Source organism: Eggerthella sp. BIOML-A4, from assembly GCF_009875575.1.
Classification (GTDB): Bacteria; Actinomycetota; Coriobacteriia; order Coriobacteriales; family Eggerthellaceae; genus Eggerthella; species Eggerthella lenta.
In genome coordinates, this window is the sequence record NZ_WWRX01000009.1 from 79,454 (window position 1) to 102,182 (window position 22,729).

General features: G+C 66.2%; 20 protein-coding genes. 15 read left to right on the forward strand and 5 right to left on the reverse strand.

The genetic code is table 11. The features are described from left to right. The first annotated feature begins 5 nt into the window (after nt 1-5). The 4 genes from xseA to GT613_RS10630 all read left to right on the forward strand — a co-directional run bounded on the left by xseA (nt 6) and on the right by GT613_RS10630 (nt 3,483). On the forward strand, nt 6-1,448 hold the full coding sequence (gene xseA, locus GT613_RS10615) for an exodeoxyribonuclease VII large subunit (RefSeq protein ID WP_035577115.1): 1,443 nt from the start codon (nt 6-8) through the stop codon (nt 1,446-1,448). Then, complete coding sequence (gene xseB / locus GT613_RS10620) at nt 1,445-1,702, forward strand: exodeoxyribonuclease VII small subunit (protein WP_009307149.1); 258 nt, start codon at nt 1,445-1,447, stop codon at nt 1,700-1,702. The genes xseA and xseB overlap by 4 nt, the downstream gene beginning before the upstream one ends. A 33-nt stretch (nt 1,703-1,735) precedes the next feature. Beyond that, on the forward strand, nt 1,736-2,089 hold the full coding sequence (locus GT613_RS10625) for a histidine triad nucleotide-binding protein (RefSeq protein ID WP_009307148.1): 354 nt from the start codon (nt 1,736-1,738) through the stop codon (nt 2,087-2,089). A 179-nt stretch (nt 2,090-2,268) separates the two neighbouring features. After that, nucleotides 2,269-3,483 carry an acetate/propionate family kinase gene (locus GT613_RS10630; RefSeq protein ID WP_009307147.1) on the forward strand — a complete coding sequence of 405 codons (1,215 nt, stop codon included), beginning with the start codon at nt 2,269-2,271 and terminating at the stop codon, nt 3,481-3,483. A 79-nt stretch (nt 3,484-3,562) separates the two neighbouring features. Here GT613_RS10630 and pta read toward each other — a convergent pair whose 3' ends face one another. Further along, on the reverse strand, nt 3,563-4,561 hold the full coding sequence (pta, locus tag GT613_RS10635) for a phosphate acetyltransferase (protein ID WP_009307146.1): 999 nt from the start codon (nt 4,559-4,561) through the stop codon (nt 3,563-3,565). Between the two features lie 219 nt (nt 4,562-4,780). Between pta and glf the strand changes: the two genes are divergently transcribed. The 3 genes from glf (at nt 4,781) to GT613_RS10650 (ending at nt 8,266) form a co-directional block, all read left to right on the forward strand. Continuing rightward, nucleotides 4,781-5,995 carry a UDP-galactopyranose mutase gene (glf, locus tag GT613_RS10640; protein ID WP_009307145.1) on the forward strand — a complete coding sequence of 405 codons (1,215 nt, stop codon included), beginning with the start codon at nt 4,781-4,783 and terminating at the stop codon, nt 5,993-5,995. 4 nt (nt 5,996-5,999) lie between these two features. Beyond that, nucleotides 6,000-7,022: a glycosyltransferase family 2 protein gene (locus GT613_RS10645; RefSeq protein ID WP_009307144.1), complete on the forward strand. Its 1,023-nt coding sequence runs from the start codon at nt 6,000-6,002 to the stop codon at nt 7,020-7,022. A gap of 185 nt (nt 7,023-7,207) precedes the next feature. Further along, nucleotides 7,208-8,266: a hypothetical protein gene (locus GT613_RS10650; RefSeq protein ID WP_035577118.1), complete on the forward strand. Its 1,059-nt coding sequence runs from the start codon at nt 7,208-7,210 to the stop codon at nt 8,264-8,266. A 73-nt stretch (nt 8,267-8,339) separates the two neighbouring features. On the opposite strand, the gene GT613_RS10655 is transcribed toward GT613_RS10650, so the two are convergent. Further along, entirely contained in the window at nt 8,340-10,067 is a 1,728-nt protein-coding gene (locus tag GT613_RS10655) for an OPT/YSL family transporter (RefSeq protein ID WP_009608684.1), read from the reverse strand. A 145-nt stretch (nt 10,068-10,212) separates the two neighbouring features. On the opposite strand from GT613_RS10655, the gene GT613_RS10660 reads away from it, so the two are divergent. From GT613_RS10660 to cydC, 3 genes are all read left to right on the forward strand, one after another. Beyond that, on the forward strand, nt 10,213-11,013 hold the full coding sequence (locus GT613_RS10660; RefSeq protein WP_009608624.1) for a type III pantothenate kinase: 801 nt from the start codon (nt 10,213-10,215) through the stop codon (nt 11,011-11,013). Nucleotides 11,014-11,120: 107 nt separating this feature from the next. After that, nucleotides 11,121-11,570 carry a YbaN family protein gene (locus GT613_RS10665; RefSeq protein WP_009608708.1) on the forward strand — a complete coding sequence of 150 codons (450 nt, stop codon included), beginning with the start codon at nt 11,121-11,123 and terminating at the stop codon, nt 11,568-11,570. 2 nt (nt 11,571-11,572) lie between these two features. Beyond that, nucleotides 11,573-15,103, forward strand: coding sequence for a thiol reductant ABC exporter subunit CydC (gene cydC, locus GT613_RS10670; protein WP_009608678.1), 3,531 nt, complete (start codon nt 11,573-11,575; stop codon nt 15,101-15,103). 19 nt (nt 15,104-15,122) lie between these two features. Here the strand turns inward: cydC and yfcE are convergent, their stop codons facing one another. From yfcE to GT613_RS10685, 3 genes are all read right to left on the reverse strand, one after another. Beyond that, nucleotides 15,123-15,671, reverse strand: coding sequence for a phosphodiesterase (gene yfcE / locus GT613_RS10675; protein WP_009608614.1), 549 nt, complete (start codon nt 15,669-15,671; stop codon nt 15,123-15,125). 26 nt (nt 15,672-15,697) lie between these two features. Then, nucleotides 15,698-16,924, reverse strand: coding sequence for a deoxyguanosinetriphosphate triphosphohydrolase family protein (locus GT613_RS10680; RefSeq protein WP_009608672.1), 1,227 nt, complete (start codon nt 16,922-16,924; stop codon nt 15,698-15,700). Between the two features lie 239 nt (nt 16,925-17,163). Then, nucleotides 17,164-18,333: a hypothetical protein gene (locus GT613_RS10685; RefSeq protein WP_009608647.1), complete on the reverse strand. Its 1,170-nt coding sequence runs from the start codon at nt 18,331-18,333 to the stop codon at nt 17,164-17,166. Nucleotides 18,334-18,545: 212 nt separating this feature from the next. Here GT613_RS10685 and GT613_RS10690 point away from each other — a divergent pair, with 212 nt between their 5' ends. The 5 genes from GT613_RS10690 (at nt 18,546) to def (ending at nt 22,729) form a co-directional block, all read left to right on the forward strand. Further along, the gene (locus tag GT613_RS10690; protein WP_009608583.1) at nt 18,546-18,737 is read left to right on the forward strand and encodes a hypothetical protein; all 192 of its coding nucleotides are present in this window, start codon (nt 18,546-18,548) and stop codon (nt 18,735-18,737) included. 8 nt (nt 18,738-18,745) lie between these two features. Next, the gene (gene dnaG / locus GT613_RS10695) at nt 18,746-20,626 is read left to right on the forward strand and encodes a DNA primase (RefSeq protein ID WP_009608671.1); all 1,881 of its coding nucleotides are present in this window, start codon (nt 18,746-18,748) and stop codon (nt 20,624-20,626) included. Nucleotides 20,627-20,696: 70 nt separating this feature from the next. Next, entirely contained in the window at nt 20,697-21,125 is a 429-nt protein-coding gene (locus GT613_RS10700) for an NfeD family protein (RefSeq protein ID WP_009307134.1), read from the forward strand. 1 nt (nt 21,126) lies between these two features. Then, nucleotides 21,127-22,044, forward strand: coding sequence for an SPFH domain-containing protein (locus GT613_RS10705; RefSeq protein WP_161172619.1), 918 nt, complete (start codon nt 21,127-21,129; stop codon nt 22,042-22,044). Nucleotides 22,045-22,177: 133 nt separating this feature from the next. Then, nucleotides 22,178-22,729 carry a peptide deformylase gene (gene def / locus GT613_RS10710; RefSeq protein WP_015760738.1) on the forward strand — a complete coding sequence of 184 codons (552 nt, stop codon included), beginning with the start codon at nt 22,178-22,180 and terminating at the stop codon, nt 22,727-22,729.

The window sequence follows — 22,729 nt, forward strand, 5'->3', positions numbered from 1 at the left end:
GAGCCATGGGGTACGGGGAGATGGCGCGCCAAGACGGCCTCGGCGCCGCGCTCGAGCGGGCTCGCGCGGCGACGCGCTCCGAGGGCGGGGGGTCGCCGGATGCGCTGTCGGTGTCGGGCGCGATGGCGTTGGCGAAGGGAGCGCTCGAGGGCGTGACCGTGAGGCTCGTGGGCGAAGTGTCCGAGGTCTCGAACAAGCCCGGCTACAAAGCCGTGTACTTCACCGTGAAGGACCAGCGCGCTGCGTTGCCGTGCATGATGTGGAACAACCGTTTCCAAGCGTCCGGCGTGCGGTTGGCCGTGGGCCAGCTCGTGGAACTGACCGGGCGTTTCACGCTGTACGCACCGAAGGGCCGCATGAATTTCGACGTGTTTTCCATCGCGCTGGCCGGAGAGGGTAACCTGCGCATGCAGGTGGCGAACCTCGCGCGCAAGCTGGAAGCCGAGGGCCTTATGGCGCCGGCTCGCAAACGGCCGGTGCCTGCGTATCCGGCGCTCGTCGGACTGGTCACCTCGCCGCGGGGCGCGGCCGTTCACGACGTGCTGCGCACACTGCGCCGCCGGTTCCCGCTGGCTCGCGTGCTCGTCGCGGGCGTGGCGGTCGAGGGCTCGAACGCGCCCGCCGGCATCGTTGAGGGCATGCGCGCGGTCGTGCGCGCCGGGGCCGAGGTGGTGCTCGTGGTGCGCGGCGGCGGGTCGTTCGAGGATCTCATGCCCTTCAACGACGAGGGGCTGGCGCGCATGATCGCGAAGTGCCCCGTGCCGGTGGTCACCGGCATCGGCCACGAGCCCGACACGTCCATCGCCGACATGGTGGCCGACCTGCGCGCCTCTACGCCCACGGCCGCCGCCGAAGCCGTAAGCCCCGCCCGCGAGAGTCTCGGCCGCTTGTTCGAGGCGCGTTCGTCGTCGCTGCGCGCCAGCATGTCCCGGGCGCTCGACCGCGCCGGGGCCGAGGTGCGGCGCTGCGCTACGCGTCCGCTGTTCTGCGACGCGCAGCTTCTGTACGCCACCGAGGCTCAGATGCTCGACCTGGCCTCCGATCGTCTGTTCCGGGCGCTGCCCGCGAACCTGGCGCGCGACGAGGCTTCGGTCGCGCGCCAGCGCGAGCGCTTGGCCTGCGCGTTGCCAGCCAGCCTCGATCGCAGCCGCACGCGTCTCGAGCACGAGCGCGAGCGCCTGGCGTCGTGCGGCGGCGCTCTCGTGCCGCGCTTCGGGCAACAGGCGGCGCTTGCCGCCGCGCGTCTGCACGACCTGTCGCCGCTTGCCGTGCTGGGGCGCGGCTACGCCGTCGCGCGCACGGAAGACGGCGCCGTGGTCAAGAGCGTGGAGGCCGCGCCGCCTGGCACGGCCGTGGACGTCGCCGTCGCGGACGGCGTGCTCGCCTGCCGGGTGGAGCAAGCCAGGCGCGTGGACACCGAAATCATCGATTGGGAGGATGCATCATGACGGAGAACACCGAACTCAGGCCCATCGAGGAGCTGACGTTTCGCGAGGCCATGGCCGAGCTGGACGGCATCGTCGGAGTGCTGGAAAGCAATTCGCTGGAGCTGGAAGACAGCCTGAGAAGCTACGAGCGCGGCGTGGCCCTGCTCGCGGCGCTGCAAGGCCGTCTGGCTGAGGCTCAGCAGAAAGTGGACGTGCTCATGGGCGAGCTCGTGGCCGACGCCGACGACGGTGCGCGCGACACCAGCTTGTCCTAGCGGGGAAAACCGGCTTTCGAGAAGGAGAAGGATATGCGCAAGGAAGACTGCCTGTTCTGCAAGATCGTGGCGGGGGAGATCCCCTCGGCGAAGGTGTACGAGGACGACCGCGTGCTCGCGTTCGAGGACGTGAACCCGCAGATGCCCGTGCACACCCTCATCGTGCCGAAGAATCACTACGACAACATCGGAGACGGCATCCCCGACGACGAGATGGGTTATCTGTTCAACACGGTGAAGAAGATCGCCGAGCTCAAGGGCATCGCCGAGAGCGGTTACCGCGTGATCGTCAACACGAACGACGATGCGCAGCAGTCCGTGCATCATATCCACGTGCACGTGCTGGGCGGCGCTCCCATGAACTCGGGCGATCCTTCGGCGAAGTAATATTCTGACCTGCGAATACGCTTCGATCGAGGTCGTCTTGCCGTTGTCCGGCAGACGGCCTCGACGCTTGTTTTCGGTGAGCGGCGCGCCGCTGGCCGATACAGGCCTCCGTTTGCCCGCGGAGCTTTCCGCCGCCACCTTAGAATATATGCTTTAGGAATACCGAAGGAGGCAGGTCGTTGAACGTACTAGTCATCAATGCGGGGTCATCTTCCTTGAAGTACCAGCTGGTCAACGTGGAGCAGCAGGAGCTGCTTGCGAAGGGCATCTGCGAGCGGGTAGGTTCGGCCGAGGCGTTCCATAAGCACGGCCTCGATAAGAACGAAGAGGTCATCGATGCCAAGATGGCCGATCATGACGATGCGATGGCGCTCGTCCTCGAATCGCTGACGAGCGGGCCGACGAAGGCCATCGACTCGCTCGAGGAAATCGATGCGGTAGGCCATCGCATCGTGCAGGGAGGCAAGTACTTCGATCGCTCGGTGCTTATCGACGACGACGTCATCCAGAAGATCGACGAGCTGGCGGAGCTCGCGCCTCTGCACAACAAGGCGGCGCTCATGGGCATCAACGCGTGCCTCAAGCACATGCCGAGCACGCCGATGGTTGCCGTGTTCGATACGTCGTTTTTCCAGACGCTGCCGCCGAAGGCTTACATGTACCCCTTGCCCTACGAGCTGTACGAGAAGTACGCCATCCGCAAGTACGGCGCCCACGGCACCTCGCACCGCTACATCTCCGAGCGCGCGGCCGCCGTGCTGGACGAGCCGATCGAGGACCTCAAGCTCATCACGTGCCACCTGGGCAACGGTTGCTCGATATCGGCCATCGACCATGGTGTGGCGGTGGACACCTCCATGGGCCTCACGCCGCTCGACGGCCTTATGATGGGCACGCGCTGCGGGGCCATCGACCCGGCCATCGTCCCGTTCGTGATGGAGCACGAGGGCCTGACTGCGGGCGAGATGAACGACCTCATGAACAAGAAATCGGGTCTTCTGGGCATATCCGGCATCTCGAACGACCTGCGCAGCGTGAGGGATGCCTCCGAGCAGGGTCACGAGCGCGCCATGCTGGCCTACGACATGTACTCGAACTCGGTGAAGAAGTATATCGGCCAGTACATCGCCGTCATGGGCGGCGTGGATGCCATCGTGCTCACGGCCGGCGTCGGCGAGAACTGCGAGAAGATGCGCCGCATGATCTTCGCGGGCTTGCAGCCTCTCGGCATGATCCTCGACGAGGAGAAGAACCGCCAACGCGGCTTCGAGCGCGAGATATCCACCGAGAGCTCTCCGGTGAAGATCATCATCATCCCCACGAACGAGGAGTACATGATCGCTCGCGACACTTACGAGATTCTCCATGAGAAAGTGGACGTCCCGCTGGTGTAAACGCACGAAGCTGTAAACGACGAGGCCCCCGCAGTTCAACGCGGGGGCCTCGTCGTTTGGCAAGCAGGCGGCGTCCGCCTTACTCCGCCTGCTTCGCTTGAGCCTGCACGCAGGTGATGGCGATGACGCCGACGATGTCGTCGGCGGTGCAGCCGCGGGAAAGGTCGTTCACGGGGGCGGCGATGCCTTGGGTGATCGGACCGTAGGCTTCGGCCTTCGCCAGGCGCTGCACCAGCTTGTAGCCGATGTTGCCGGCATCGAGGTCGGGGAATATCAGCACGTTGGCCTTGCCTGCGACGGGGGAGTCGGGAGCCTTCGAGGAGCCCACGGACTCGACGATGGCCGCGTCCAGCTGCAGCTCGCCGTCGAGCGCGAGACCGGGCGCCAGCTCCTTCGCGATGGCCGTTGCTTCGACCACTTTGGCCGCGTCGTCGTTCTTGGCCGAGCCGTAGGTCGAATGCGACAGCAGCGCCACGGCGGGCTCGGTGCCCATGAGCGTCTTCCACGACTTCGCGGAGTTCACGGCGATGTGCGCGAGCTTTTCGGCATCGGGCTGCACTTCCAGGCCGCAGTCCGAGAACAGGAACGTCCCCTCTTGGCCCAGGTCGCAGTCGGGCACCACCATGACGAAGAACGAGCTGACCAGCTTCACGCCCGGCGCGGTCTTGAGGATCTGCAGGCAGGGGCGCAGCACGTCGCCCGTGGCATGGCATGCGCCGGCCACCATGCCGTCGGCGCCGCCGGTCTTCACCATCATCACGCCGAAGTACAGCACGTCGTCCATGAGGCCCATCGCCTGCTCGGGCGTCATCCCCTTGGCCTTGCGCAGCTCGTAGAGCGCCTCGGCGAACCCTTCGCGCAGCTCGGACGTGCGCGGGTCGATGATGCGCGCACCGCTGAGCTTGTAGGGGCTGGCCGCGATGGCGTGGGCGTCGCCGAGGATGACGAGGTCGGCGATGTCGTCGGCCAAGATGCGCTCGGCCGCCGCCAGGGTGCGCTCGTCGTCGCCTTCGGGCAGCACGATCGTCTGGCGATCCGCTTTGGCGCGGGCGAGCATCGTTTCCAGGAATGAACTCATGGCAGGCCTTTCGATTCGCGCGACGCCCTCTTCGCATGCTGCAGCGGCGGGTCGTCGCTCGCTTCCATTTTATCCGCTTTGTATGATAATCCACGCAACCCGGAGCCTTCCCGGTAAAATAGCGTTCGGCATCTATGGCGCGGCAAATACCGCGCTTTATTTCTAGGATATCGCGACCGCGCGGTTCGTGCGGGTCAATACGGACAAGGAAGGTTCCCCATGGGTGTGCGTTACTGCGATTTGCATGACATCGATCGAGGCGATTTCGACGCCGTGGTGGTGGGCAGCGGGTTCGCCGGCAGCGTCATGGCGCGCGAGCTGGCAGAGCGCGGCGGCAAGCGTGTTCTCGTGATCGAGAAGAAGCCCCATATCGCCGGCAACATGTACGACGAGGCCGACGAGGCGGGCATCCTCGTGCACCGCTATGGGCCGCACATCTTCCACACCAACGACAAGCGCGCGTTCGACTACGTCCGCCGCTTCACCGAGTGGCGCGACTACCAGCACGAGGTGCTGGCCGACTGGTACGGCACGTACATGCCGGTGCCGTTCAACAAGAACTCGATGGAGATCGCCTTCGGCGAGGAGCGCGCCTCGCAGCTCATCGAGAAGCTCATCGCCACGTTCGGCGACGAGCGCAAGGTGACCATCACCGAGCTGCGGAGCGTCGACGACCCCGATCTCACCGAGGTGGCGGACTTCATCTACAAGAACGTGTTCCTCTACTACACGCAGAAGCAGTGGGGGCTCACGCCGGAGGAGGTGGATCCGTCGGTGACGGCGCGCGTGCCCGTGTTCCTGTCGCGCGACAACCGCTACTTCCAAGACGCCTACCAGGGCATGCCGCTCGAGGGCTACACCCCGCTGTTCGAGCGCATGCTCGACCACGAGCGCATCATGGTGTGCCTGGAAACCGAAGCCGAGAACGTGTTCGAACTGGAGTTCGAGAGCAACGACGAGAACGCGCCTCTGTCCGCCATTCTCATCAAGGGCGCGCCGTTCGAGGGGCCCATCGTCTACACCGGGCCGCTCGACGAGCTGTTCCTGTCGCGTTTCGGCCGACTGCCGTACCGCAGCCTCGATTTCGTGTACGAGACGCACGACGTCGAGCACGTGCTGCCTTGCGGAACGGTGAACTTCACGGTGACCGAGGATTACACGCGCATCACCGAGTTCAAGTACCTCACCGGCCAGGTAAGCGACAAGACCACCATCATGAAGGAGTACAGCCACTCCTACGACGATCCGAAGAAGCAGATCCCGTACTACGCCATCATCAACGACGAGAACGCCGCGCACTACGAGCGCTACCGCGCGCTCACCACGTCGCTTCCGAACTTCCATCCGCTGGGCCGTCTGGCCGAGTACCGCTACTACAACATGGACGTCATCATCGGCCGTGCGCTGGCGCTCGCCGACGAGCTGGTGGGGTAGCGGCATGAAGACCATCTCCTTCGCCGTGCCGTGCTACAACTCGGCCGCCTACATGGATACCTGCATCGAGTCGATTTTGAAATGCGGGGACGACATCGAGATACTCATCGTCGATGACGGATCCACGAAGGACGACACGGCCGCCAAGGCCGATGCGTGGCAGGAGCGTCACCCCGGTTTGATCCGCGCCATCCATAAGGAAAACGGCGGTCATGGATCGGCGGTGAACATGGGATTGGCGAACGCGACGGGCCGCTACTTCAAGGTGGTGGACTCCGATGACTGGCTCGACGAGCACGCCATGGCCGAGATCATGGTTTACCTGCGCCGTCAGGCCGAACTGCCGCATCCAACCGATCTCGTCATCGGCAACTACGTGTACGAGAAGGTTCACGAGGGCGCGCGCACGGTCATGCACTACCGTAACGTGTTTCCCGAGGGGCGCGAGTTCGGCTGGGCCGACGTGGGCCATTTCGGGCAAAGCCAGTATCTGCTCATGCACTCGGTGATCTATCGTACCGATCTTTTGCGGGACATCGATCTCAAGCTGCCCGAGCATTGCTTCTACGTGGACAACATCTTCGTGTACGTTCCTCTTCCGCATGTGAAGACCATCTACTACCGTGACGTGGACATGTACCGCTACTTCATCGGGCGCGAAGATCAGAGCGTGAACGAGAACGTCATGATGGGTCGCATCGACCAGCAGCTGCGCGTGACGCGCGAGATGATCGATGCCGTGCGCCTGCCCGACGATGTGCCCGAGAAGCGCCTGGAGCGCTACATGGAGAACTACCTGTCCATGATGATGTGCATCTGCTCCATCTTCCTGCGCATGATCGACACCGACGAGGCAGAGGACAAGCGCGAGGCCATCTGGGAGTACCTCAAAGCGCACAATCCGGACGCCTACCGTCCCATCCGGCGCAGCACGCTCAACATGGGCACGAACCTGCCCACCTCGTTCGGTCGCCGCATCGGCATCACCGGCTACCGTATGGCTCAGAAGATCTTCAAGTTCAACTAGCGTGCATGCGGAACGGCGAGTCCGTTAGCGGAAGCTGTCGCCCGAAACGGACAGAATCGCCGCTCAAACCGTCCGTTTCGGGCGACAGTGTTCGTCTTGCGAACTGCGCGGCTCAAGCCGTCAGGTTGTTTGTTTTCTGGGAAGATGGAACGAAGTTGCATGGATGCGGATGGCGGTGGTGCGCGATGAAAGCCAACGATGTCGAAATGGCCCAGCTTTTCCTTCGGGCGGAGCGCATGCGGATGTGCGCGATTTCGTCCTGCGAGCGGACGCGCAAGATTCTGCGGCGGCATGTGGAGCGAGGTGAGGTCGTACGGCCTGCTCGGGGCATGTATGCCAGAGCCGCTTATTGGAGCGGGCTTTCGAAGCCCGAGAAAATGCTTCATGTGATGCGCACTGCACAGAGCATTCATCCCGATTGGGTTTTCTGTCACGAATCAGCTGCCGTTGCGTTCGGTCTGCCGGTATCGTACGAGAGGCTGGGCGCAATCCACGTTGCGACGACCCGATCGAACCGCAATGCGAATTCGAAGACCGTTCGGTGGCACGTTGTCGCCGAAGACGAATCCGTCATTGTGCAGGGACTCCGTGTGACGTCGCTGCAGAGGACCGTCTTCGATTGCATGCGCATGGTGGATTTCGGGCAGGCCCTGGCCGTTGCGGATTTCGCGCTACGCCTCGGTGGGGGCAGGGCAAGCGCGTTCGTTTCCCATGTTAGGCGCATCGGCGGCAATCTCGAAGGAGCGGCACATGCCATGCGGACGATGCACTACGCTGATGCCCGTAGCGAAAGCGGTGGCGAATCCATCGCGCGCGCCGCGATGATCCAGCATGGCTTCGCGCTTCCCGAGCTTCAGGTGGCTTTGCCTCGGCCGCTCGATCGACGGCGTTCGTATCGCGTCGACTTCCTCTGGACGCGGCTGGACGGCAGCAGGGTTATCGGCGAGTTCGATGGGATGCAGAAGTACGAGGACGCGGCGCTGCGCGGCGGCCGGACACCGATGCGCGTCCTTGCCGACGAACAGCACCGAGAGGCTCAGCTCACCCTTTACGGCATGCCGATCATGCGGTTCTCGAGCAAAGACGTGGCGAACACGGGTCGCTTCGTCAAGCTCCTCGATCAGTATGGAATTCCTCGGGACGATGAAACGGCTCGTGTCGTTCGGCGCCTGTCGCGCTCTCGCTCGACTTCGGCGCACGTGTTCGCCGTATGCGCCTTGCACGACGAGCCATTCGTCGCCTGATTGGGGAAGCTGTCGCCCGAAACGGACGGAATCGCCGCTCAAACCGCCCCCCGCGGCCGCGATCACGCCGCGTTTACGCTCCCAGGCCCGTCGCCACGGCGGCGAGCGCCACCAGGACGCCTACGATGGATTCGCCGCCCAGCAGGCCGGACGACACCACGAGGGCCGTTTCGCCCTGGGCCTTCTCCTTCTCCGCGGCCGCCTCGGGCGAGAGCCCCTTGCGGCGCAGCTTGCACACGGCGTCGTAGGCGACTTTGGCCATGGCTCCCAGAAACGCGGTCAGCGACATGTAGAAGGGTAGGTAGATGCCCAGCCCCAGCATCATGGCGGGGAAGTTCAGCAGGTAGAGGACGAATCCCGCCGCAAGCCCGATGGCGAACGCCGGCACCGAGGGGATGCCCGACACCATGGTGGCCACGACGGACGCCTGCGCGGACACGAACGACGCCGTGGGGCCGAACGACTCGGGGCCGTACGCGCCCACGAGGATCGCCATGACGGCGACGGCCACGAGCGCGCCCAGCACGGCGCCGATGGCCTGGCCGATCCACTGCGCCTTGGGGCTGGTGCCCAGCACGTGGCCGGCGTGGAAGTCGTTCATCACGTCGCCGGCCAGCCCGCACGCCACGGCCACGATGCCCGCGACGAAGAACAGCTGCACCTGCGGCACGCTGGATACGGCCGCCACGGCCAAAAGCACGATGAGGCCGAATATCTCCATGGGGTCGATGCCCGTCTGGCCGACGCTCTGCGCGCTCATGGCCGTGGCGACGAAGGCGAGCAGCACCACGATGACGGCCGGGACGGGGCCCAGCTGCAGGCCGAAGCAGACGATGAGCGCGACGGCGGCCACGGCGAGCGCGGCCAGCCCGGCGGTGAGGCGGAAGCTGCCGATGCGCAGCCGTCCGTCCTTAGCGCCGCTTGCGGGCGCATCCATGGTGCTTGCGGCGGTGAGGCCGAACGCGTTCGAGCTGCGGGCGTCGCGCAGCATGCGCCAGGCCTTGGGCAGGATGTTCTTGAAGATGACGCCCAGGCCCGCGCCCATCATGACGCCCATGCCGAGGCTGGACACGATGCCCTGCGCGGACGCCACGTCCCAGAGTCCCGCGGCCGAGCCGCCCACGATGATGCCGAAGTTCGCCAGCAGCGCTCCGACGAACCACACGACGACGGCGCCCGTGCCCACGAGGAAGCCCACGGCCAGAAGCATCGGCGACAGGTAGATGCCGAACGCAACGCCGGGGACCGCGGCGTTGCCGAAGAGCATCGCGGGGATCACGCCGAAGAAATCGCGCAACGCCGTGAACGCGCCCGCGAAGCCCATGGAGCCGAACAGCTTCCAGCCGGTCTTGCCGCCGGAATCGCCCGCGATGAGCGTCTGGGCGGCCGCTTCGCCGATGGGGTACTCCAGCTCGGAGTCCTCGATGAAGTGGCGGCGCAGAAGCGCGGTGCAGACGAGGCCCATGATGACGCCCGAGACGGCTACGAGGAGCATCTCGAACCAGCCCACCTCGTCGGCGTAGCCCAGCATCCAGATGCCGGGGATGGTGAAGGCCAGGCCGCCCGCCACCATAGCGCCTGCGCTCATCACGGTGTGCGTGACGTTCGCCTCGTTGAGGCTGGCCTTGCCGTGCCCGAGGGCCTTGAGGAAGAACAGCGAGATGATGGCCGCGAACACGATGGGCCAAGGAAGCGCCCCCATCTTGAGGGCCGTGTACACCGATGCCGCGGTGATGATGGCGCAACCGACGCAGCCTATGACGATGCCGCGCAGCGTCAGCTGCCCTTTGACAGAATCCATTCTCTTCTCCTTTGCGTATATCCGCTTCCCCTCACGTTTTAGGAAGTCGGGTTACTGAACGGACAGGTACAGTATACTGGACGAAAAGGGCGAGCGGCATCGCTAAATTCGCATGATTGTGGCAATTCGGGAAGGGCGGGAGGCTATGGGCAACGGAAGGGACGCATCGCGCACGGTGCTGTGCGTGGACGTGGGGAACTCGGATACGAACCTGGGCCTCTTCGTCGACGGCGAGCTGGAAGCCACCTGGAAGGTGACCACGACGGAGCACATGACGGCCGACGAGGCGCGCATGCGGATGGCGGGGCTGTTCGACATGCTGGAGCGCGACGGCCGTCGTGCGATCTGCGACGATGCCGTCATCGCGTCGGTGGTGCCGGGGCTCACGGATGCATGGGTGACCGCGACGCGCGCGCTTACCGGCCGACGCCCCCTCGTGGTGGGACCCGGCGTGAAGACGGGCGTGAAGATGCGCTACAACGACCCCGGCGAGCTGGGAGCCGACCGGGTAGCCGACCTCGTTGCCGCCCGCACGGCCTATACGGCGCCCTTCATCGTGGTGGATCTGGGCACGACGACGAACTTTGAGGTGGTTGACGAGGGCGGCTCGTTCGTGGGCGGCATCATCGCGCCCGGCGTGAAGCTGTCGGCGAAGGCGCTGTCGGATGCCGCCGCGCAGCTGGCGATGGTCGATCTCAAGGCTCCGGCATCGGTGGTGGGCAAGAACACGCGCGAGGCCATGCAAGCGGGCGTCGTGATGGGGGAGGTCGCGCTCATCGACGGCCTCATCGACATGGTATGGCGCGAACTGGGCTACGAGACCGACGTCATCGCCACGGGCTCGGATGCCGCTGCCGTCGCCGCGCTGTCGCAGCGCGTCGCCCGTACCGACGAGCATCTCACCCTGCGGGGCCTGAGCATGCTGCACACGTTGAACCGTCGCTAAAAATTAACCAAGGTTTACAATTTAATCCAGTTCGCGTACAATTCCCACCTTGTTAGACAAAGGTAACTATTTGCCGGCGCAGGGCGTCGGCGCTGGGAAGGATGCTCATGACGAACGAGAGAGACCGGCGCGCGGCCAGGTGCCTTCGCGCCCTGTGGGCGGTCGGGGGCTTCGCCTGCTTCGGGCTTGGGGCTCTGGGGGCGGTGCTTCCCGTTCTGCCGACGGTGCCGTTCCTGCTGGGAGCCGCGTACTGCTTCGCGCGCAGCTCGGAGCGCCTCGACGCATGGTTCCATGGAACGAAGCTGTACCGCACCGTGCTCGAAGGCTTCGCGAAGAAGCGCGCGATGACCGTGAAGGCGAAGCTCATGCTGCTGGGCCCCGTCACGCTCGTGTTGGGCGCCTCGTTCCTTCTGATGGCGAACGTGCCGGTGGGACGCGCCGTCGTTGCTGCCGTATGGGTGGCGCATGTCGCGTATTTCGGCTTCATCGTGAAGACGGATCGCGGCTCTGCGACCGAGCGCGGCTCCGAACGCGTTGTCGAGCGGACGGAGGGCTAGGCATGTTCAGCAAACGGCTGGCGGGCATGGTGCCCGAAGCGCGCAAGTACGTAGCGGCAAGCGTCGCGCTCCAGTGGGTCGCGCTCGCGGCGAACATAGCGCTCATGCTGCTCATGGGGGCGTTCGTGCAGTCCCTCGTCGAGGGTGGGGACGTCGCCGCGGCGCGGGCGAACCTCGTGATGGCCGCTGCGGCGGCTATCGTCGTGCGCGTTTGCTGTTTGACGCTCTCGCAGCGCATGGGCCAGGCGGCAGCTGCGGCCGCGAAGCGCACCGTGCGCAAGCTCGTATACGACAAGCTCGTGCGCCTCGGTCCGTCGTACTCCGAGCGCGTGTCCACGAGCGAGGCCGTGCAGGTGAGCGTCGAGGGCACCGAGCAGCTGGAGAGCTACTTCGGTTCGTACCTGCCCCAGCTGTTCTATTCGGTCTTGGCGCCGCTCACCCTGTTCGCCTGTCTCGCTCCGCTGTGCTTTCCGGCAGCCGTGGCGCTTCTGGCCTGCGTGCCGCTCATACCCGCGTCCATCGTCGCCGTGCAGAAGATCGCGAAGCGCGCGATGGGCTCGTACTGGGACGCCTACACCGACTTGGGCGCGACGTTCCTCGAGAACCTGCAGGGCCTCACCACGCTCAAGATCTACCGCGTCGACGCCGATCGCCACGAGGCGATGAACCGCGAGGCCGAGACGTTCCGCCAGGCCACGATGCGGCTTTTACGCATGCAGCTGAACTCCGTGACGGTGATGGACGTGTTCGCCTACGGCGGGGCGGCGGTGGGCATCGTCATGGCGCTGTGGCAGTTCTCGCTCGGGCAGGCGCCGTTTTTCGCGGCTTTCGCCGTGATATTCCTGGCGGCCGAGTTCTTCATCCCGCTGCGCACGCTGGGGTCGTTCTTTCACACGGCCATGAACGGCATGGCGGCGGCCGACAAGATGTTCGCGATTCTCGATGCGCCGGAACCCAAGCGCGGCTCGCGCGTCATCGAAGCCGATCGCATCTCCTTTGCATGCCGCGGCGTGGGGTATTCCTACGATGGCGAGCGCACCGTGCTTTCCGACGTGGATTTCGATGCGGCCGCCGGATCGTTCACGGGCATCGTCGGCGAGAGCGGTTCGGGAAAGTCGACGTTGGCGGGCATCCTGTCGGGACGCAACGCCGGATTCGCGGGGTCGGTCGAAGTGGGCGGCGTGCCGATCCAGGAGGCGTCCCGCGCCTCGCTTGCGAGCACCGTCACGGTCGTTCCGTTCTCGAGTTACCTGTTCAAGGGGAGCGTGCGCTCGAACCTGCTGCTAGCCGACCCCCAGGCGAGCGACGAGGAGCTGTGGGAGGCGCTTCGTCGCTGCCGCGCAGAAGGGTTCGTGGAGCAGGCGGGCGGGCTCGATGCAGCGATAGCGGAGGAAGGCGGAAACCTTTCGGGTGGTCAGCGGCAGCGACTCGCGCTGGCTCGCGCCTTGCTCCGAGATACGCCTGCGTACGTGTTCGACGAGGCCACGTCGAACGTCGATGCGGAGAGCGAGCGAGCCATCGTCGAGGTCGTCCATGAGCTGGCGCGCACGAAGACCGTCGTCGTGATCTCGCATCGCCTGGCGGCCGTGGCCGGCGCCGACCGCATCTACGTGTTGGAAGACGGCCGTGTGGCAGAAGCCGGGACGCACGGCGAATTGCTGGAGCACGGCGGCCCGTATGCGCGCCTATGGAGCCGGCAAGCCGAGCTCGAGCGCTTCTCTGCTGCGGTCGAAGCGGACGATCCCGAGGATCGGCTGACGGAGGCGCCGTCTGCGGTTTCCGGAGGATCCGCGCGCGCCGCGGCCGAGCCTGCGCGCTGCCCCGACTGCCCTGCGCATGGGCGAAGAGGGGAAGAGCCTGCGCCCGTCGAGCCGACGCGCCGATCGCACTTGTCGGTGATGCTGCGGCTGGTGGGGCTCGTGCGCCCTCTGGCTCCCTGGATGGCGTTGGCCGTCGTGCTGGGAGTGCTGGGCTTCGGGGCGGCCATCTTCCTCACGGTGTTCGGGGTCTACGCGCTCGTCGATCTGGCGGGCTTTCCGCAGACTGTCGGCTACGGCGCCGCGCTGGCGCTCGTGGCCGTCTGCGGCGTCGCGCGCGGGCCTCTGCGCTACGGCGAGCAGCTGTGCAACCATTATCTCGCGTTCAAGCTGTTGGCGCTCGTGCGCGACCGCGTGTTCGCCGCGCTGCGCCGCTTGGCTCCGGCGAAGCTGGAAGGCCGCGACAAAGGCGACCTTGTTTCGCTTGTGACCGGCGATATCGAATTGCTGGAAGTGTTCTATGCTCACACGTTGTCCCCGGCGATCATCGCGTTCGTCGTGTCTGCGGGCATGACGGCGTTCGTCGCGACGATATCTCCGGCGCTGGGGTTGCTGGCTCTTGCATCCTACCTGCTGGTGGGCGTAGCGGTGCCGTACGCCTCCTCGAAGGCCAGCGGCATGGGCGGGCGCGAGCTGCGGGAGGGGCTGGGCGGTATGAACGCGTTCGTGCTTGACAGCTTGCGAGGCTTGCGCGAGACGCTGCAATTCGGCCGAGCGGCCGAACGTTCGCGCGAGCTGGACGAACGCATGGACGAGCTTGCCCGCGCGGAAGCGCGCCTCAAGGGGCGCGGCGCTCTGGCGATGTCGTTGACGAACGGGCTGGTGCTGGCGCTCGACGTTGCGATGGTGCTGGCGTCGGGGGCGCTGTGCTTGTCCGGTGCCATCGCGCCCGACGGAGCTCTTGTGGCCACGGCCGCCCTCATGTCGTCGTTCGGCCCGGTCATCGCCGTGGCGAATCTCGGCTCCACGCTGCAGCAGACGCTTGCGTCCGGGGGGCGCGTGCTTGAGCTGCTTGACGAGCGCCCGCAGACCGAGGAGGTCGACGACGGTGCGGATCTGGGGACGTTCTCGGGCGCTGCGGTGCGTCGCGTCGACTTCTCCTATGGAGGGTATCCCGTGCTCGACGACGTGAGCCTGCGCATCGAACCGGGCAGCGTGGTGCACCTGTCCGGGCGCAGCGGTTCGGGCAAGTCGACGCTGTGCAAGCTGCTCATGCGCTTTTGGGATGCCACGCGCGGCGTGGTGGAGGTGTCGGGCACGGATGTGCGCCGTGCGAACACGGCCAGCTTGCGCGAAACGCAGGGCTACATGACGCAGGAAACGCATCTGTTCGCCGGCACCATAGGCGAGAACATCCTCCTTGCGAAGCCGAGCGCCTCGCCCGAAGAGCTGGCCGAAGCATGCCGCAAGGCGGCGTTGAGCGGTTTGATCGAACGTCTGCCGCGCGGGCTGGACACGCCGGTGGGCGAGCTGGGGGAGACGCTCTCGGGAGGCGAGCGGCAGCGCATAGGCCTTGCACGCGTGTTCCTGCACGACGCGCCGTTCGTGCTGTTGGACGAGCCCACGTCGAACCTCGACAGCCTGAACGAGGCCGCCGTGCTCCGCGCGCTCTCCGAGGGCCGCGGCGACAAGACCGTCGTGCTGGTGAGCCATCGCGCCTCGACCGCCGCGATAGCCGACGTGGAATACACGGTGGATCGAGGACGGTTAGGTTAAGGGTCGAGCGCCGTTCGGGTTACTCCCATCCGCCTTCGCGCAGCGTGTTCCCATCCAAGTCCTTCAGGATGAACGCGCCGTGTTCGTACACGGCGTAGCTGGCGGAGCCGTCCTTCGGGATGGAGGTGCTTCCCGGGTTGACGAACAGCACGCCGTCGCGCTCGTCGAGCGTCTTCGCATGGGTATGGCCTGACAAGAAGGCGCTGCCGGGAGCGAGCGTAGGCGGGTCGTCGGGGGACTTGCCCGGCAGGTGGCCGTGGGAGAGGTACAGGACGTGCCCGTCGGCCTCGACGAGGGCGTAGTCGGCCATGCACGGGAAGTCGAGCACCATCTGGTCAACTTCGGCATCGCAGTTGCCGCGCACGGCAACGATGCGTCCGGCCAGGCCGTTGAGCAGCGCGATCGCCTCTTTCGGCGCGTAGCCTTCCGGCAGGTCGTTGCGCGGGCCGTGGTACAGCAGGTCGCCCAGCAAGACGATGCGGTCGGGCGCTTCGGCTTCGATGCGGTCGACGAGCGCGCGCACGGCGGGCGCCGCGCCGTGCAGATCGGATGCGATGAGCAGCTTCACAGGCGTTTCCTTTCCTCGGTGGGCCCTCAGCCTAAATCGGAGCAGTAGCCGCGCGTGATGATGCGCTTCTTGCTTCTCGGGAACAGGTGGGCGTAGAGCGCCATGAAGTAGCTGTCGGTCATCGAGGCCATGTAGTCGACGACCACCTGGTTCGGATCCGATGCCAGGTACTCGTCGATCTCAACGGTGCGAGACTTGGCGGCGAGGGAGGCGGCATGGTGCTTGAACACCGGCGAGCCCTCGTCGCCTGCGAGAAGATCCTCCAAGAGGCGCTCGTACAGCTCCTCGAACATCTCTTCCACGATGTTGCCTGCGCCGTTCACCATGCCTTCGCGCTCGTATATGAGCTCGTAGTTCTGGCGTTTGGCGCGCTTGAGGTCGGCGAACGCCCTTTCGCTGAGCGCGATGCGGTCGGTGCCGTAGCTCGTGTTCACGAGGTCGACGGTGAGGTTGTTGATGATGCGCGCGTTGTCGCGGCCGATGACCTCGCTGTCGAACACGTCGAGCGAGTCGATGACGCCCATGTCGAGCGCGTCGGCGCGATCCTTGCCAACGTAGGCGATCATGTCGCTGACGCGGACGACGCAGCCCTCCAGCGTGGAAGGACGCAGCGTCTTGATGGCAAGCTCGTCTGCGGTGCACGCTTCCACGAGCCTGTCGAGCGCGACGAAGTCGGCCGTGTCGCCCATGCGCAGCACCTGCTGGGCGAACTCGCCGTTGTGGCACAGCACGCCGTCGAGGGTCTGCAGGCTGACGTTGCGGCGGTACAGCTGGTCGAGCACGCGCACCGAGTGCACGTTGTGGTTGAAGTAGCGCCCGGTTCGTCGATGGTAGCATGCGCTCAAGTAGCGCTCGCCGGCGTGGCCGAAGGGCGTGTGCCCCACGTCGTGGCCCAGTGCGATGGCCTCGATGAGCTCGCAGTTCAGCCCCAGCAGCGATCCGATGCCGCGCGCCACGCGGCTGACCAGCTGCACGTGCAGCCCGCGGCGGCTGATGTCGTCGTTCTCCACGAACGAGAACACCTGCGTCTTGTCCGCGTAGCGGTTGTACGCCGGCACGTTGAGGATCTTCTCGATGTCGCGCGCGAACGCGGGGCGCGTGAGCGTGGCGTCGTCGTGCGGGTTCCGCTCGCGGCGCACGACGTTCGCGTCGTCGAAGCGATGCGGGTGCGCGCGCCCGGCGGCGCGGTCGGCGCGGATGGCGGCCTCGATGTCGGGGTTGAGTGAGAGATAGGGGATGTTCGTGCGTTCCATGGGCGTCCTCTGCTGATGCAGCCCGCCGCGCGGCGGCGGGCGTCGCGGGTATCGGGGACATTGTAGCGCATGGAGCCGCGTACGGCGAAGAGGCCGGCGAGCGAGCGCATGCGCCGGCTCCAAGCGGTTGCAGTCCGCTTACGCACGCTTTTGACAAGCAAAACCGCCTTTCATACGTACGAAAGCTTGACAAAAGCGTGCATTAACGAAGCGGGTCAGTGCTGATGGTAACGAAGCGCCTAGTACCGGTACAGCGCGGCGATGCCGGAGTCGCCGGGAATCTTCTCGGCGGGAAGCTCGAACACGTCGGCGTCCTGGGCAAGGGCCGCGCGGACGAAGCCGTCGGCCAGCTCGGGGCCCTGGAAGCGGCCGTGCGGCTCGCGCTCGAACAGGAAGACCTCGCCCGTCTGCTCGTCGAAGCCGCCGGGGATGTAGGCGCCTTCGGCCAGGAACAGGGCGCGCACCTTGCGCTCTGCAAGCGCGAGCCCGATGGCCTCCAGGTCCGACGACGCGCCGCCGTGCGCCTCGGCATCGCCGAACTTCTCCAGCAGCTCGGTCGCGCGCGCCTCGCGCACATGCTCGATGACGGCCTTCGCATCGGCCAAGAGCTCGGGGGCCTCGATGCCGCCGATGTCCTTCTCGATGCCCTCGTCCAGCAGATGGGGGATGGTGGAGATGCGGCGGAAGGCGCTTTGGTGCTCGGGCAGGCTCACGAGGATCACCGGCAGGTCGGTGCCGGCCACGAGGTAGTCGGTCACCGCCTTGTTCACGTACTGGAAGAACTTTCCGGCCTCCTCCTTCCTCACGTCGTTGCGCGACTTCCAGCCGTGGTAGGGCGGCATATGGTTCTCGAGCGACGAGTAGTCCAGCGCACCCTCGTGCCCGTCGTACACGAGCGGGAACTCCTCGCTGAACGCGTCGAGCACGTCGCGGGGCAGCTCCACGCGCTCGAGCGAGCCGAAGTCGCCGTGGACGAACGCGAAGCGGTCGGCCGAAAGCCCCAGTAGGAAGTAGTGCGATCCGAACTGGAAGTTCTTCAGCAGCGGCTTGACGTAGAACCGCTCGCCCACGAATGCGAGCGGGCCCGCCTCGTAGCCAAGCCGGTAGATGTAGGTTCGGTCGTTGCCTGCGAGCACGGCCAGGCTTCCGCCGGGCGCGGGGTTCGTCAGATCGTCGAAGTGCTCGGCTGCGTAGGCGAGCCGCTCGTCGACGCCTTTGTATTCGCGGCGCTCGCGCTCCTGGGCGAGCTTCGCGCGCGCCTGCTCCACGAGGGCCTCGAACTCGATGCGGTCGCTCTCGTCGCCGGGAGCACTGCCGTGCGTGGGCAGGTAGAGCGATACGAGGGGCGGCTCGACCTGCTCGTAGAGCGCAGAATCGAAGTCCGCCAAAATCGTGATGTCGTCGTTCATGGCAAACCTCTCTTTTCGGGCGATCGTTCGGAATGCCGGCGAAGCGCGACCGGCCGATCAAGCATAGCAGCGGTCCCGCCGGCGTCCGATACCGCTGCGGTTTTGTCAGGATTCGGTTGGCGTTCTGCTGATTGCCCTGCGCCTTCCCGCCGCGGCGCCGCGAGCGCGCGCTTGCGCTATACTGGACGGTGACGAACACGGAAAGGGAGCGCATGCAGAACAGGCAGTGGATATTCGCGGTTATCGGGGGCTTGAGCTTCGTCCTCATGACGGGCAGCCTCGTGCTCGCGTACGCGAACGCGGGCGAGGAGGGCGTCGGCATCGCCGAGCTGGGGCCGTCGCTGGCGTTGGCATTCGTGTTCCTCGTGAACGTGGTGCTGGCGAAGCAGAACAGACGCAGGTAGGGGTCGCGATGGCGGGCGGCATCAGCGAAGAGGACATCCAGAAGGTGCGCGAGGCCAACGACCTCGTCGAGGTTATCGGAGAGCGGACGCCGGTGAAGCAGCGCGGGCGCGATTTCTGGTGCTGCTGCCCGCTGCACAACGAGAAGACCCCGTCGTTCAAGATCGATCCGGCCTTGCAGCTATGGCACTGCTTCGGCTGCGGCGAGGGCGGCGACGTGTTCGGCTTCATCATGAAGACCGAGGACCTGTCGTTTCCCGAAGCCGTGCGCCGGTTGGCCGAGCGCGCGCACATCGACATCGCCGAGAGCGGCGGGCGCAAGAGCATCGGCAGCAGCCGCAAGGCCCGCCTCAAGGCCGTCTGCGACGAGACCTCGCAGTTCTACCATTGCCAGCTCATGCGCAACCCCGGCTCCGACGCGTCGGCGGCGCGCAGCTACCTGGGCGCGCGCGGCCTGGGGGGCGAGGTGCCGAAGACCTGGCAGCTCGGTTTCGCGCCGGGGCACGGGCAGCTGGTGCGCCACCTGTCTGCGAAGGGCTTCAAGCCCGACGAGATGGTGCAGGCGAACGTGGCGCTGTCGAACGACGGGGGCAAGCTGCGCGACCGCTTCTACAACCGCATCATGTTCCCCATCAACGATCCGCAGGGCGAGTGCATCGCCTTCGGCGGACGCGTGGTGGGCAAGGGCGAGCCGAAGTACCTGAACTCGCAGGAGACTCCGCTGTTCCACAAGTCGCAGGTGCTCTACGGTATGGACAAGGCGAAAGCGGCCATGGCCTCGACCGGCATAGCCGTGGTGGTGGAGGGCTACACCGACGTCATCGCGCTGCACGAGGCGGGCGTGAGGAATGCGGTGGCCACGCTGGGCACCGCGCTCACCATGCGCCATATCCGCCTGCTGTCGCGCCATGCGCAGCATGCGATCGTGTACCTCTTCGACGGCGACGAGGCGGGCCAGCGCGCCGCCGACCGGGCGCTCGCGTTCATCGACGACTCCATGACGCCCGAGGCGGGCAAGAGCCGCATCGAGCTGGCCGCCGTCACGCTACCGGACAACCTCGACCCGGCCGACTTCGTGGCCCAGCGCGGCGCCGAGGAGCTGCAGAAGCTCATCGCGAACGCCCAGCCGCTGCTGAAATACGGCATCGAGCGCCGCCTTGCCCGCCACGACCTCGGCCGCGCCGAGGGGCGCGCCGCCGCCCTTGCCGACGCGCTGCAGGTGCTGGCCCCCATCAAGGACTCCATGCTCGCGCGCGACTACGCCGTGCAGATAGCCACGAGCGTGCGCGCCCGCGAGCAGGACGTGATCGACCAGCTGGAGCATCTGAAGGCGCCGAAGGTCGAAGGGGAGCGCGACGACGAGGGCGCGCCGGACGGTTTCGAGCAGGCCGCCGCGCCGCAGAGGCCGGCCCGCAGCCTGCCGCGCGCCGAGGTCAACCGCCGCCGCTTCGAGCGCCAGCTGCTGACGCTGGCCGCGCGCCGGCCCGACCTGGCGCTTCTGCACGCCGACGCGCTCGCTCAGACGCAGTGGCACGAGCAGGCGCACGCCGTCGTCGCGCAGAGCATGCTCGACGCGCTGGCCGAGGATCCGGCGGCTTCGTCGGCGCGCCTCGTGACGGAGGCGTCGCGCGCGCTTCCGGCCGCCGCCGCGGTGCTGACGTCGGGCACCGTGTCGGAGACGGCCGCGCCCGAGCAGCTGGCGGCCTTCCTCGTGGAGGAGCTCGCCATCGGCGACGCCGAGGACGCGGTGGGGGCCCTGCGCGCCCAGATCGCCGACCCGTCGCGCCTCGATCCCGACGAGCTGGAGATGCTCTACGAGACCGTGGCCGCCATGCAGCAGGACCTCAAGCGCCGCCGCGCCGCCCACAAGCCGCTTTCCCCGCGTTCCTGATCGGTTCCCTCGCCTCGCTCATGCGCGAGGCGAGGGATGGTATACTCGACGCGGAAGAAAGGAGGAGCCCGTGAGCCCCTTCGTCTGGTTGGCCGTCGCCGCCGTCATGGCGGTCGTCGAGGTCGCTTCGTTCGGCCTCATCACCATGTGGTTCGTCATCGGCGCGCTCGCGGCGTTCGCCGCGAACCTGCTCGGCGCCGATCTGCTCGTGCAGATCGTCGTGTTCCTGGTCGTTTCCGTCGTGTGCCTCGTGGCCCTGCGCCCCGTGTTCGTGAAGTACCGCGACCGCGGAAAGCAGGAGGAGCCCACCCATGTCGGGCAGACCGCCGTCGTGGTGGAGGACGTCGACAACGAGGGACTCACCGGCCGCGTGGAAACCGACAACCGCATGACCTGGGCCGCGCGTTCCGCCGACGGCTCGTTCATCCCCCAGGGCGCCGTCGTGCGCATCGTGGGGCAGGAGAGCGTGAAGCTCATCGTCGAAAGGAAGGTGTCCTAGCATGATCACCCTCGACCCGCTTCTGATCGCCATCATCGTGATCGTCGTGCTCGTGGTGCTGTTCTCGGTCACGTGCATCAAGATCGTCCCGCAGGCCGAAGCCGCCATCGTCGAGCGTCTGGGCTCGTACCTCGACACGTGGAACAACGGCCTGCACGTCAAGGTGCCATTCATCGACCGCGTGCGCCCCTACATCTCGCTCAAGGAGCAGGTGTTCGACTTCCCGCCGCAGCCCGTCATCACGAAGGACAACGTCACCATGTCCATCGACTCGGTGGTGTTCTTCAGGATCATGGATCCGAAGCTGTACACCTACGGCGTGGAGAGCCCGATCCTCGCCATCGAGAACCTCTCGGCCACCACGCTGCGCAACATCATCGGCGACTTGGACCTGGACACCACGCTGACCTCGCGCGACACCATCAACGCGAAGATGCGCGCCATCCTCGACGAGGCCACGGACGCCTGGGGCATCAAGGTGAACCGCGTCGAGGTGAAGAACATCACGCCGCCCGCCGCCATCCAGCAGGCCATGGAGAAGCAGATGAAGGCCGAGCGCGAGAAGCGCGAGGCGGTGCTTCTGGCCGAGGGCGAGAAGCAGGCCGCCATCACCATCGCCGAGGGCAACAAGCAGGCGCAGATCCTGTCCGCCGAGGCCGCGAAGCAGCAGGTGATCCTCGCCGCCGAGGCCGAGGGCGAGGCCGAGGCCATCAAGAACGTGCAGCAGGCGACGGCCGACGGCATCCGCATGGTGCGCGAGGCCGGCGCCGACAACGCCGTGCTCACGCTGCAGGCCTTCGAGGCGCTCAAGGCGGTGGCCGACGGGCAGGCCACGAAGCTCATCATCCCCTCCGAGATCCAGGGCATGGCGGGACTGGCCGCCTCCCTCAAGGAGATCGTGGCGGACGACAAGCAATAGCCCTTCCCACCTCGCGTTTTGTGGAGCTTTCGGAAGTTCGCTGGACAAGGCGCGCCCGAAACCGGACAATACGAATCCGACGATAACCCGCGCCGCCCCGAATCGGGCGGCGCGTCCCATAATTCAGAAGGACGTGTTGACCGTGATTTCCATCGTGCAGTCCCCCAACCCTATCCTGAACCAGGTGTGCGATCCGTGCGACCTAGGCGATAAGAGCTTGAAGAAGCTGGCCAAGCAGATGGCGAAGGCCATGTACAAGAACGACGGTTGCGGCCTTGCTGCGCCGCAGCTCGGCGTGGCGAAGCGGCTCGTGGTGATCGACTGCGACCAGGAAGAAGGCGAGCAGAATCCCATCGTGCTGGTGAACCCCGTGCTGGTGGACACGCAGGGCGATCCGGTGGTGGCGGGCGAGGGGTGCCTGTCGTGCCCCGGCATCACGGTTCCCATCGCGCGCCCGCCGTTTGCGCGCGTGCGTTATTTCGACCTCGACGGCGAGGAGTGGGAGATCGAAGGCGACGATCTCCTCGGCCGCTGCCTGCAGCACGAGCTGGACCACCTCGACGGCATCACCATGTTCGAGCGCTGCGACCCGATGGCCCGCATCGAGGCGCTGCGCGACTACGAGATAGCGCTGGCCGCGGGCGCCCGCCCGGGGGAGACCTCGCTCGAAGCGCGGGTGCGCTAA